Source organism: Chryseobacterium gotjawalense (genome assembly GCF_030012525.1).
GTDB lineage: Bacteria > Bacteroidota > Bacteroidia > Flavobacteriales > Weeksellaceae > Kaistella > Kaistella gotjawalense.
In genome coordinates this window covers 74,711-88,452 of the sequence record NZ_CP124855.1, presented here as the reverse complement: position 1 = coordinate 88,452, position 13,742 = coordinate 74,711, and the positions used below count along the sequence as shown (strand labels likewise).

Below are 13,742 nucleotides of genomic sequence, written 5' to 3'. Positions count from 1 at the left end.
TTTTTTGTTTTATGTTTTTGTACTTATATTTTTTTGTAATAAAAGGTTACAATAATATAAAGATAATAAAAATCTCTGTTACGAAAAAAAATTAAATATTTCCCAGATCTTGAATTTGAATATCGATCCGCTGCTGGAATATTTTATTTTCTGTACCTGTTCTCACTTCTTTTAAATTAATTTTACACGTTCTTAATAAAGCATTAAAATTTAATGAATCTATTTTTTTGAGATTTAAGAATATATTACTTCTTATCATTTGGCTGCTAACCGACCGTCTTTTCCTTACGCCGAATTCCTGCTGGCATTGATATTCCCAAAAAGCGACCGCATCACGAGTTTTTCATAAGCATCCCGGTTGCCTTCTTCTTTCTGAATTTTAATTAAAGCATATTGCTGAATGCTCAAAAGCGGAAGTACAATTTTTTCCCGGATTTTTACCGACATTTGAGAAAGCGGCTCTTCTTCCATTAATTCCTGAAAACCGGTCAGTTCGAGCATCAAAGATTTTGACAGGTTATATTCATCAAAAAGAATGGTCCAGAATTCCCCGAACTTTTCGTTTTTCCTCATGTAAGAGGTTAAGGGGAAATAAGATTTATTCATGCTCATCATCGAATTCAAAACCAATGTTTTAAAGAAATCAGAACCTTTATACAAACTCTTGACTTCATCAAACCGGCCTTTATTTTTTAATTCCTGCAGCGCAAATCCAAACCCGAAAAATCCGGGAACATTTTGTTTCAGCTGACTCCAGGAACCCACAAAAGGAATCGCCCGAAGATCTTCAAATTTCAGTTCACCACCCGCTCCTCTTTTCGTAGGGCGGCTTCCAATATTCGTTCTGCCATAATATTCCAGCGTACTCATTTCCTGCAGATAAGAAACAAACCGCGGATGCGCTTTTAAATCCGAATATTTTTTATAACTGATTTCTGCCAGTTCTTCGAGAAGCGTTCTCTCTTTTTCCGATAAATCTTTTTTGGCATTTTTAAAGACATCGTTTTCTATACCGGCGGTTAACAACTGTTCAAAATTATATTTCGCCTGATCTTTATTTCCGAAAACACTGGTGATTGTCTGTCCCTGAACGGTTAACTCAATCTGATGATTGGCAATTGTTTTCCCCTGAGAGGCGTAAAAGTCGTGGGTTTTTCCACCACCTCTCGCGGGCGGGCCGCCTCTGCCGTCGAAGAAAATTACTTTAATCCCGTACCGGTCAGAAATTTTGGTGAGCTGTTCTTTGGTTTCATAAATCTCCCAGTTGGCTTTCAGATAACCGCCGTCTTTGGTTCCATCAGAAAAACCAAGCATGATGGTTTGTGCATTTCCACGTCTTTCCAGATGTTTTTTATACACCGGAAGTTCATATAACTGTTTCATCACCTGTTCACCGGCATCCAAACCTTCCATGGTCTCAAAAAGCGGCACTATATCCATATTGATTTCCTCTTCCCGGTAACCGCAAAACCGGAATAAGGCAAAAACATTCAGCACATCCTTGATATGATCAGAATTAGAAATGATGTACCGATTCATTCCTCTCTGTCCGTTTTTTTTCTGAATGTCTTTAATGTGATACACATTTTGCAAAGTGTCTTTGGTGATACCTTCGAAATCATTGGGATCCAAACTAACGTTTGTATTCAAAATCCAGTCGAGTTTTTCTTCAACAGAAATTTCGTCAAGATTTAATCCGGATTTTTTTTCAATAATTTCGTCGATTACCTGTTGATGAACGCGGCTGTCCTGCCGGATATCCAGTGTTGCAAAATGCGTCCCGAAAATATTCACGCGGTCTTTGAAATCTTCCAACAGATTATAGAAAAGTCCGTTATGCTGTTCGATCAGAATTTTTTCAGCTTCTTCAATTTTCGATAAAATATCTCCGGCAGAAATCGCTGCTTCTTCTTTAAAAATAGCATCATACAAATCATCACTTAATCCATCTAAAACTTCGGAAACTCCTCGGAAACTCAATCTCCTTCTCACTTTTTTCAGATGCGCGTAATAGGATTTCAAAATAGAAAGCCGAAGTTCCCGGGCAACCTGTTTCGTGATTTCTGCGGTAACGAAAGGATTTCCATCGCGATCGCCGCCGGGCCAGAATCCCATCTGAATCACATCCTGATCAGGTGTAAAATTACTGGTGCTGAAGGTGTTTTTTAATTTTTTATACAATTCGCCGATCGTGTCATAATACACATAACGCAGATAAAAAATAATACTCAAAGCTTCATCTAAAGGACTTGGTTTTTGTTGATTAAGAAAAGGTGTTTTCCCTAATTGCTGCAGAAGCATATCAATAGCAGTCACCGAATCATTCGTAATTGCAGTCCGCAAATCATGTAAAATCCGCTGAACAGCATTGGGATAAAACTGGGTCGGATGTGCTGTGAATACTACTTTTATCGCAAAATCTTTGAGCTTTTTCCGCGTCGCTTCCAACTGATGCTCCTGCAACGCCCGCTCATGAAGCTGAAGAACCGTTCCTGCATCCCGGTCAGAGTGAAGTTCCGGAAATGCTGCATCCTCAATACTGTCATACAAGACGACCTGTCTTTCAATATATTGAATGATTTTAAAAAGCAGTTCGGTTTTCTGTTCTTCAGTTTTCAGTTCGGTGTGTTTGCTGAAAAACTCTTCCACTATTTCTTCCGGACTTTTTCCGGCTTCATATCCCGCTTTACTTTCCTCATAAAGAAAAGGCAGCAGCATACCGATATTAGACATTTTATCGTACGGCAAACTCATAAAGAGGGAGTTATAAATTTGGAATTTATTCTCGACCAACTGATGGAATTTCTCCTTTTTTTCTTCGTGTAGCATCTAACAAATTTAGTGCATTTTAATTCTTATTAAAAACTTTTACCTTCAAAAGAATTATCATTTTCATAATAAATTTGTATCTTCATTAGATGAAATTTCTAAAAATAATACTAATTTTCATTTTTACATTTTCTTTTGCACAAAAGGGATTCAAAATTCTTCACCAAAAAAAAACGGTGATCCCTTTTAAACTGATTAATAATTTAATTTTCATTCCAATCAATATTAATGGGGTAGATTTAACCTTTCTGCTGGATTCCGGAGTAAATGAAACGATCCTCTTTAGTTTAGATAAAAAAGAAGTCAACTTTAAGGATGTTGAAAAAATAAAATTTTCCGGTTTAGGGGAAAGTATGGATATTGAAGGTTTGAAATCGGAAAACAACACGGTCAGTATCGGGAAAGATTACAAAGATGCTAAACATACCGTTTTTATTATTTTAGATGAAGGCATTAATTTCTCATCGCATGTAGGCATCCCGGTCAATGGAATCATCGGTTATCAGTTTTTTAAAGACCATCCGGTTGAAATTAATTTTACTTCAAAAAAAATTACCGTTTTCAACGATGAAAACAGCTTGATTAAACGCCAGAAAAGATTTACCGAATTCCCGATCACCATCGAAAATAATAAACCATATATTATGGCCGATGTTGAAATGACCGACAAGAAAGTCCAGTCAAAAATGCTGATCGATTTAGGAAACAGCGATGCAATCTGGCTTTTCCCCAAACTCATCGAAAACTTCGAATACAACCGTCCCAACATTGATGATTATCTGGGGCGTGGTTTCAATGGTGATATTTTCGGGAAAAGAAGCCGTATCCACAATTTATATTTGGGGAAATTCAATTTTGCAGAACCGCTTACCGCGATGCCTGATGAATATTCGATTCAAAATTTAAAATTAGTTCCCGGTCGGAAAGGCTCGGTTGGCAATGATATCTTAAGACGTTTTACGGTGATTTTCGATTATCCGGGTCAAAGGATTTTGCTTAAAAGAAATAAAAATTACAATGATCCTTTTTTATTCAACAGCAGTGGTCTGGATATTCAGCAGGACGGCATGACCTGGGAAAAAGATCTTGTAGAAGTTGAAACAAAAAAAAATGTAAAAGCTGCCGACGGCATAGAAGTTATAGATCAAACACAGAAATTTCAGTATAATTTTGTTCTGAAACCAAAATTTTCTGTAGCCGGATGCCGTAAAGATTCACCCTGTTTCGTGGCAGGAATCCGTAAAAATGATCAACTCATCAGCATCGACAAAAAGCCCGTGAACAATATGACTATGGAGAAAATTAATAATTATTTTAAAGAAGGAAACGGTAAAAAAATCGATCTGAAAATAGAAAGAGGCAATCAGGTTCTCAACTTTACCATTACTTTAGAAGACCCAATCCCTTATCAAAAATGAAAATTGAAGAAACTGTCCTCGACCATATCCGCTCCAGACCGAGATTTAAAATAATCACCGAAATCTCCAGGGAAGAATACACGGCTTATTTGAAACGCTTTCTGCAGGAACATGCTGACGAATTTCAAGGAAACGTAAATAAAGAAATTTCTATAATCACCGTTCGAACTGAACAAAATAACTACTGGAATCCTTGTCTGTCCCTTCGCACAGAAACCGATCCTGATGAAAACAAAACGGTGATCCGCGGTGTTTTCGGGCCGACTTCTGCCGTGTGGACTTTTTTTATGTTTCTCAACTTTATTTTCGGAATCATGTGGATGGTTTCCATCACCATCTGGCTGGTAGAAAAACAGATTAAAAGTCATGATTTCCCGTGGGCCTTCAGTTTTTCAATAGCGATGGTGGTTTTCCTGGGTTTAACTTTTGCGGCAGCGCGAATCGGAAAATGGCAGGGTAAAAAGCAAATGCAAAAACTTCGGGAATTCGCAGAAGAATCGATCCGAAGTTTTGAAAAAAATTAAGCAGCGACTTTTTCTCCGGCTTTTGCAGCGGTTATTCCGCCACGAACCTCATCGGTTCTCTTTTGCTCCTCCAAAATTTTCGAGAGATTGGGTTTTATAATTTCAGTCAAATCTTCTACCGAAATATCATCAGCTTTGGGATCCTGAATTAAATTTTTCCATGGTTTTTTCTTGCCCCATTTGTAATCCCCAAAAACAATGACGGGAGTTCCGTTTGCTCTTACCGTTGCTCCGCCTTTGTTCAAAATCCACTGATCTGCCCAATTGTACAAAAACTTCGCATCGTTCCTCAACAATCTCAAACAGGAATGCGAGGCCGGATAGCCGGGCAGATCGTATTGATGCCAGCCAATTCCTAAAGTATTGTGAATATTAAAGTTATACGGTAATTTCCATTCGCTGGAAACAGTAGAAATTGACAGTTCTTTTTTCCAGTTCGCAAATGTCAATCCCCGTTTGGTCTGGGCGGCTTTTGAACCCATACTTGTAGGTCCCCATTTTAGAAGATTTCCGTTTTCATAAACGGCAAAAGCCTGAATCGGGTAAGAAAAGAAAACTATTTTATGAACGTCTTTCAGAATTTCCAATTGATGCGGAAATGGCGAATAAGCCATCAAAGTAGAATCTATTTTATCGGGAACAGCAAGCGTATCAGCACGCCATTTATTTTTTAAATCAAGACGGTTTAAAGCTAAAATCACATATTGATCTTCTTTTGAAAACTCTTTATTAAAAGCCGCCATCGCTGAATCTTTTTTCTTTGCAGGAAAAATAAAGGCACGATAAGCAACGGTATTCTTTTGAATAGAATCCTGAATTAAAGAATCCTTTTTTGCTTTTGCAGCGGAATCCAGTTTTTTCAGTTCGATTTCCCGGGAAGCAGTTTCCTGTCCCTTTTCACATTGTAAAGCAAATGAAATAACCGAGGTCAAAAGAATCAGATTGAAAAGTTTTTTTTGAGAAAGTCTAAGCATAGTTTATTTTAAATAAACATTTACTTTGCAATAACAGTACCACTAACAAAGGAAATGAGACTCTTTTTCAAAAAAATATAATTTACAGTTGAAATCATTTTTCAGTTTTTAATTGAAATCATTAATCAATTAAAATGCATATCCTTTTTTAATCAGCATGCAAAATCTTAATGGAAAGTCCCCAGATTTTAAAGTTCTTCCGGATTTCGGATATTCCTTACATTAATGATCTACTTTCAGATAATTGGGCTGTAATTCCTTTTTTTTGGAAGGCAAATTCATCAACACGATCGCAAAAAGTATTAAAAGAATCCCCATCCATTGGATTAAAATAACTTTTTCACCCAATAATACAAATGCCATCGTAACGGAAACCGGCAGCTCCAGAGACGAAACAATACTTCCCAATCCTAAACCTGTTTTTGGAAACCCGAGATTAAACAAAGTCGGCGGAATAATCGTTCCGAACAAAGCCAGAATGAAACCGTAAGTATAGAATATCGAAAAATCAAAAGCCCTGATATGGTCTGTATTATCTGTAAAATTCAAATAAAATGTTTTCAACACCTCAAAATGCAGAGGACCGACCTGTGCAAAAAAGAGAAACAGAAATACAATGACAGCGCCTCCGGAAAGCATAATCATACTTTTCCTCAACACCGGAATATGGGTTGCTATTTTATTGGAAGTGAACATCGTCATGCTGAATGACGCTGCCGCCATCAGTCCCCAAAAAACACCGTGCAAATCCAATTTAACGTCCAGATTAATCATATTGGTTGCGAAGAATGTTCCGATCAGAACGATTACAGTTGCGACCACCTTTTTGGCATTAGGAAATTTTTTCGATATTACACTTTCTATAACAACGCTGAACCAGACCGACTGCATCAACAATACGATTGCGATAGATACATTGATATACTGAACGCAGATATAGTAAAATAGACTGGTACAGCCTAAAGATGTTCCTGCCAGCATCAACATTTTAATCTCTTTGGGCGTTGGCTGGGCAAGTGGTTTTTTTGAAGTTTTTTTCTGTATCAGATTTAAAATAAATAAACCTGTCAATCCCAGAACGAATTGTGCCGTGGTAACTTCGGAGGTCGTATATCCGTCTTGATAAGACAATTTAACAAACGTGGCCAACATGCCGAAAATACTTGCTCCCAGCGCAACATACAAAACCCCTTTTAACATATTTTTCTTTTCCATAATTTTTTTCAGCCTGCAAACTTACGGTTTTATAAATTTGTGAGCCAATTATGTCGAAAATTAAAAAGTCATCAGTGGAAAAAACTCCTTGATTTTTGAAAAAAGCACATTGATTTTCGGAATAAATTTAAGAATATCAGCTTTAGTTGATGATTAATGGCGAACTATGATCGAAGCTGAAAAATTCAGTTACTTTTCATAAAGCTCCAGGTATTTCTCGGCAGATTTTTCCCAGGAGAAATCAAAATTCATATTCGATTGCACCAACTGTTTCATCAAACCCTCTTTATGAAAAATATGCAAAGCGCGATGGATTGCATGAACAGCGGCATTTGCACTTGCTTCACCGAAATTGAGTCCGCTTCCGCCTGTTGAGATATCTTCTACTGTATCCCGTAAACCACCGGTATATCTGACGATCGGAACGGTTCCGTACCGCATGGCGTACATTTGGTTGAGTCCGCAGGGTTCCACTCTGGAAGGCATTAATAAAAAATCGGAAGAAGCATAAATTTTATGGGATAAATATTCTTTGTACCCAAGATCCAGAGCGAAATTTGAAAAAGAATGAGACAATTCCGACAATTGATTTTCGATATTTTTATCACCTGAACCTAAAATAATGATATTCAAAGCGCCGTAGGTTTCCCGGATACTTTTCCAGACGATTTCCGGTAAAAAATCGGCTCCTTTTTCGCCCGCAAATCTACCGATGAAACTGAACAGCGGCAAATTGGGATTCAGACCATATTCTTCGCAAATCTCTTTTTTATTTTTCCACTTACCGGAGTCAGCATCTTTTTTTCCATAATTAAAAGCGAGGAACGGATCGACTTTAGGATCCCATATTTCGGTATCTATGCCGTTGATAATACCGTTTGCTTTTGCATATTCCTGTCTGACTAAAGTTTCCAGACCGCGGAAATTTTCAAACAGTTCATCCATATAACCGCCAGAAACAGCATTGAAAGAATGGCAACATTTTATCATCGCAGCCAATGGATTGATGTAGCCGTCCCAATCCAGCAAACCCCATTTCGCGCCATCAAACCAGGGAAAATAATTAATCATTTCCCAACTCATCTGCCCTTGATATTCGCCGTTATGAATGGTACCGATTGTTTTTACGCCCTTTAGAAAACTAAACTCAGGACAATTTTCTACCATAAAAGGAACCAGACCGGTATGATAATCATGGCAGTGCAAAACGTCGGGGCGAATCTCCATGGCGGTCAGCCAATGCAGTACTCCATGTTGAAAAGCCAGAAACTGCTGACTTTCATCCCAGTATCCGTAAGGATTATCCCGGTCCAAAAGTCCCGGAATTTTCACCAAATACAAATCAAAACCTAAAACTTTGGAACGTTCTTTCATGACCTGAACTTGAAAACTTTGCCGGTGCTGATGAATCCAACCGTCAAAAACCAGCTCGAAACTGTGGTCGTGAACGAACGGTTTATTGTACCAGGGCATAATTACGCTGGCTTCCACCCCATCGATTTTATTGAGATATTTAGGCAATGCTCCTACCACATCGGCAAGTCCGCCAACTTTGGCGACAGGATAACATTCGATAGAAAGGTTAAATATTCTCATTTTACGTTCATGTATTCTATTTGGCATCTACTATTTCTCAGTTTTTTACACTCTTCTCCTTTTCAACCACAGCTGTCTGTAATTTTTTCTGTTTTAAAATAACGCCGGCAAGCGGTGGTAATTTTAAGACAATTGCATTGGGCCTGTACATCCATTCATCGTCTTCTTCATCCTCCACTTCTGCCTTCACACCACTTCCCGCAAATTGCGTGTCATCCGAATTCAGAATCACTTCCCAACTCGTCCCCTCATCAATACCGATTTTATAATCAAGAACTCTTGGTGTTAAATTTAGAACCACCATTAAAACATCGTCCTCTTTTTTTCCTTTCCTTAAATAAATGTAAATGGAATTATCGGCATCATTCGCGTCCACCCACTCCATTCCCTGGGGTGAAAAATTATTTTCGTACAGGGCGGTTTCATTTCTGTATAAATGATTCAATCTTTTTACAAATTCCTGCATTCCTTTGTGAAAAGGAAATTGGAGCAAATGCCAATCGAGACTTTGGGTAAAATTCCACTCGCGGGTTTGCGCGAATTCATTACCCATAAACAGCAGTTTTGCGCCGGGATGGGTAAACATATAAAGATATAAAGCACGAAGATTGGCGAATTTCTGCCATTCATCGCCCGGCATCTTATAAATTAAACTGGCTTTCCCGTGGACGACTTCGTCATGAGAAAGCGGCATCATATAATTTTCATTATAAACGTAAACAGAGCCAAACGTCAATTTATTATGGTGGTATTTTCTATCAATTGGATCTACTTTAAAATATTTCAAAGTATCGTGCATCCAGCCCATCATCCACTTCATACCAAAACCGATACCGCCGTCGTGTACTGGTTTTGTGAGCATGGGAAAGTCTGAACTTTCTTCGGCTATCGTTATCACATCCGGAAATTCTTTATAGACTGCTTTATTGAAATCCTGTAAGAATTTCCTGGCTTCCAGATTCACATTTCCACCATCAATATTCGGTTCCCATTCGCCTTCATTTCTGGAATAATCCAGGTGCAGCATTGAGGTTACGGCATCTACCCGAAGTCCGTCGGCATGATAACGGTCGAGCCAAAATATAGCATTACTGATTAAAAACGATTTCACTTCCGGTCTTCCATAATTGAAAATATAGGATTTCCAGTCAGGATGAAAACCTTTTCGGGGATCTTCATGTTCATATAAAAAAGTACCGTCGAAGAAATGCAGTCCATTGGCGTCACCCGGAAAATGAGAAGGAACCCAGTCTAAAATAACGCCGATTTCGTTCTGGTGCAATTCATTAATTAGAAACATTAAATCCTGCGGCGAACCAAAACGGGAGGTGGCAGCAAAAAATCCTGTCACCTGATAGCCCCAGCTTGGATCATACGGATATTCCATAATGGGCATGAATTCTACGTGCGTAAACTCCATTTCCTTCATATAAGGAACAAGCCGTTCTGCAATTTCTCTATAACTGAAGAAACGGTGTGGATCATCTGTGCCGCGCATCCAGGATCCCAGATGCATTTCGTAAACCGACATTGGCGCATTGATGGAATTCTTGTTTGAACGGTCCTTCATCCAATTTTTATCCGTCCATTCAAACCAGGTGGTTGAAACGAGTGAACCAGCCTGTAGGTTCTGTTCCCAACTTAAAGCAAAAGGATCTCCTTTTTCGAGTAAAACTCCTTTATTGGTTCGGATTCCGTATTTGTAAACATCTCCCCATTTTAAGCCTGCGATAAATCCTTCCCAAATTCCGGATTCGTCCCATCTTGGCAGTAATTTGTGGGCTTCAGAATGCCATCCGTTAAAATCACCAATAACAGAAACCTCTTTAGCAAATGGTGCCCAAATGGCGAAATAAACGCCTTCGACCCCATCAATTTCAATAGAATGAGCGCCAAATTTTTCATACAACTTATAATGGTTTCCTTCTTTAAAAAGATAAATATCATGGTCGCTAAACAAAGAATGAGGAATTATATTTTGCATGATTTCGGGGTTTTCAGGTTTGTTTTTTCAGAATAAAATACGGAATCGCATTTCTCCATCAAATATATTTAAAATAAAGATAAAATACCGAACATCTCCTTTAAAAAAAAGAATATTTGATGAATGCTTAACACTTATAATCATTAAGTTAAGAATAAAACCGAACAAAGATCATTTCTGCAAAATCGGCTTTTGAATAAATGCCGCCCTTTAACATTTGAAAATACCGTGAAACATCATTCTGTTTATTTGAAAAACGATCAATAATCACGACGGAAAACATCATTAACTTTTTATTCCCGGGTATTTCAGTCTGTGATTGATCGGTTATTTCAACACCCCAAATAATGGAAAAGATTGGTCAACTCATTTTAAGCCCCATAATACTGCTTCATCAATAAAAATTTTCTTATTTTTAGGCCAAATTTTAAAAATGAATAGAAAGAATATATTGCTGGCAGCAATACTTTTGCCGGCAGTGATGGCATTTGCCCAGCAGTACGGCGGAATGTGGATTCCTACAGAACTCAACGAAAAGGAAATGAAAGATTTGGGAATGAAAATTTCTGCGAAACAGATTTTCGATCCTTCAAAACCGAGTATTAAAGATGCGGTCGTACAATTTAACGGAGGTTGTACCGCAGAAATAATTTCACCACAAGGTTTACTGCTGACCAATCACCACTGTGGTTACGGTCAAATTCAGAAACACTCATCAGTGGAACATGATTATTTGAGTGATGGCTTCTGGGCAAAAGACATGAATGGAGAATTACCAAATCCGGGCGTGACCGTAGATTTTATCGCAGATATTAAAGAAGTGACGGGGTCTGTTTTGGCGGGAACACAAAATTTAGATTCTAAAGCGGCGGAAGCGCTGATTGCCAAAAATCTTGAAACGGTTAAAGCCGGTTTTAAATTAGAACCTTGGCAGAAAGTAATCATTAAACCCGTTTATTACGGTAATAAATATTACGCTTATATCATCGAAACTTACAAAGATATCCGTTTGGTTGGTGCACCGCCAAGTTCAATCGGTAAATTCGGATCTGATACCGACAACTGGGTTTGGCCAAGACATACCGGCGATTTTTCGATGTTCCGGATTTATGCTGACAAAAACAATAAACCAGCGGAATATTCAAAAGACAATATCCCTTACAAACCGAAATATTTCTTACCGGTTTCCATTAAAGACAAACAGGAAAATGATTTCACATTTGTTTTTGGATTCCCCGGCAGAACAACCGAGTATTTACCTGCCATCGCTGTAGAAAAGGTAATGACAGAAACCGATCCTGCCATGATCGCCGTAAGAGAAGTCGCGTTGAAAACCTTAAACGAAAAAATGCGTACCGATGCGGAAACAAGAATTAAATATGCGTCAAAATACGCTGGTGTAGCCAATTACTGGAAAAAATGGATCGGCGAAGTTGAAGGTTTGAAAAAATCTGACGCCGTTGGAAAAAAGAAAAAATACGAGCAGACTTTAATTGCAAAAAATCCGCAAATTAAACCGACGATTGATCAGCTGAACAATTTGTACAACGAGCAGTCTCCTTACTCGCTAAACCGCTCTTATTATTCGGAAGTGACCAGAAATGCCGAAACTTTGTCACTGGCCAATCAGTACATCAATTTTATGCAAAGTTATGAAGCTGGAAAAATGACCGACCAGACACTGACAGGTTTCAAAAACAGACTTGCTTCATTTTACAAAGATTATGATGCTGAACTGGATGCTAAAGTAACAGCACAGCTGCTCGCTTTGTATGCAGAAAAAACACCTGCCAAATTTTTGCCTGCAAATTTCGCTCAGTTTAAAGAGGTTAATAAAAATTCAGCAACCATTGAAAACTGGTCTAAAAATTCAGTGATTACCGGACGCGGAACTTTCAACAGCGCAACGGCGTCAGCGAATATCGACAAGGTATTTGCCAATCCGGCGGAGTTGATTAAAAACCTTAAAAACGATCCCATTATTCAGCTGGCTTCTTCAATGAAAGATAGCTACATGAAAACTACTGAAGGGAAATATGCAGAACTTCAGGATCAGATCGATGTGCTTCAAAAGAAATTCATGGCGCAGCAAATGGAAACCGATAAAGACCGTAAATTCTTCCCGGATGCAAACTCTACGCTTCGTGTCGCTTATGGCCAGGTGAAAGGTTCTAACCCCAGAGACGCGGTTTACTACGGTTACCAAACGCATCTGGAAGGGGTGATGGAAAAATATGTTCCCGGTGATTATGAATTCGATGTTCCTAAAAAACTGGTCAACATTTACAATACGAAAGATTACGGAATCTACAAAGACAAAACCGGCGATGTTCCCGTAAACTTTACCGCAACCAATCACACAACCGGCGGTAACTCCGGAAGTCCTGCTTTGGATGCACACGGAAATTTAATCGGACTGAATTTCGACAGACAGTGGGAAGGAACGATGAGTGACATCAATTTCGATCCCCGTTTCAGTAGAAATATTATGGTGGATACCAAATATATTCTTTTCATTGTTGATAAATATGCCGACGCAAAATGGCTGTTGAACGAAATGAAAATTGTGAAATAAATATTTTTTAAATATCATATTTGTAGGAACGCGCCTTTTAGGTGCGTTCTTACATTTTTTAAGGATCAATATATTTGGCAACGCATTTTAAATCGGAGATACTTCTTAATTATTTGATTGATTTAATTCTTCAACAATTCTCACCAAATTTAAAATAATCCAAAAAAAAATTCCGGAAATTCCGGAATCCTTGCTTTCACAGCTATCAGTTTAGTTTTAAAATTCTAAGGTTTCTAAGGTTACATTATCATCGTTTTCTTTTCGTCTACTTCTTTTGTAAATACCATCAAAAAAGTCTATTTACCTGAACTTCGGCGGATCTTTTTACTAGATAATGGACCGCCCAATGCGGCGCTGATGTAGCAAATATCGAATATCCCAGCACTTAATGGGAAGACACTCCAAATCATTGAAAGGATACCAAGTGGGCGATTTCGGTGTTGGTAGCCTACCAAAAGGAATCCCGCACCTGCAGCCAAACGAAAGACGCGGCCTGCCGGACTGTTTATGGATTGTGAGAACCCCGATCTATTGAAAGACTTATACAAACTCATAAAAAATATTTTTTTTAATCTTCATCATTTTATTAGCGTTTTTTGATAAACAATTGCCAAAATGAAATGTACG

Annotated in this window: 8 protein-coding genes; 3 read left to right on the top strand and 5 right to left on the bottom strand. The window is 38.3% G+C overall.

Annotated elements, in window-relative coordinates; genetic code table 11:
• Positions 1 to 285 precede the first annotated feature (285 nt).
• The gene (locus tag QGN23_RS00395) at positions 286 to 2,829 is read right to left on the bottom strand and encodes a phosphoenolpyruvate carboxylase (protein WP_282905085.1); all 2,544 of its coding nucleotides are present in this window, start codon (positions 2,827 to 2,829) and stop codon (positions 286 to 288) included.
• 176 nt (positions 2,830 to 3,005) lie between these two features.
• Between QGN23_RS00395 and QGN23_RS00390 the strand changes: the two genes are divergently transcribed.
• Both QGN23_RS00390 and QGN23_RS00385 read left to right on the top strand, forming a co-directional pair.
• Positions 3,006 to 4,247, top strand: coding sequence for an aspartyl protease family protein (locus QGN23_RS00390; protein WP_282905084.1), 1,242 nt, complete (start codon positions 3,006 to 3,008; stop codon positions 4,245 to 4,247).
• On the top strand, positions 4,244 to 4,771 hold the full coding sequence (locus QGN23_RS00385) for a hypothetical protein (RefSeq protein WP_282905083.1): 528 nt from the start codon (positions 4,244 to 4,246) through the stop codon (positions 4,769 to 4,771). The genes QGN23_RS00390 and QGN23_RS00385 overlap by 4 nt, the downstream gene beginning before the upstream one ends.
• Here the strand turns inward: QGN23_RS00385 and QGN23_RS00380 are convergent.
• From QGN23_RS00380 to glgB, 4 genes are all read right to left on the bottom strand, one after another.
• Positions 4,768 to 5,745, bottom strand: a complete 978-nt coding sequence (locus QGN23_RS00380) for a L,D-transpeptidase (RefSeq protein WP_133440122.1) — start codon at positions 5,743 to 5,745, stop codon at positions 4,768 to 4,770. The genes QGN23_RS00385 and QGN23_RS00380 overlap by 4 nt on opposite strands.
• A 222-nt stretch (positions 5,746 to 5,967) precedes the next feature.
• Positions 5,968 to 6,960: an EamA family transporter gene (locus QGN23_RS00375; protein WP_282905082.1), complete on the bottom strand. Its 993-nt coding sequence runs from the start codon at positions 6,958 to 6,960 to the stop codon at positions 5,968 to 5,970.
• Positions 6,961 to 7,149: 189 nt separating this feature from the next.
• Entirely contained in the window at positions 7,150 to 8,583 is a 1,434-nt protein-coding gene (locus QGN23_RS00370) for a glycogen synthase (protein ID WP_282905081.1), read from the bottom strand.
• Positions 8,584 to 8,593: 10 nt separating this feature from the next.
• Entirely contained in the window at positions 8,594 to 10,540 is a 1,947-nt protein-coding gene (gene glgB, locus QGN23_RS00365) for a 1,4-alpha-glucan branching protein GlgB (RefSeq protein ID WP_282905080.1), read from the bottom strand.
• 433 nt (positions 10,541 to 10,973) lie between these two features.
• Here glgB and QGN23_RS00360 point away from each other — a divergent pair, with 433 nt between their 5' ends.
• Complete coding sequence (locus QGN23_RS00360; protein WP_282905079.1) at positions 10,974 to 13,115, top strand: S46 family peptidase; 2,142 nt, start codon at positions 10,974 to 10,976, stop codon at positions 13,113 to 13,115.
• The last annotated feature ends 627 nt before the right edge of the window (positions 13,116 to 13,742 follow it).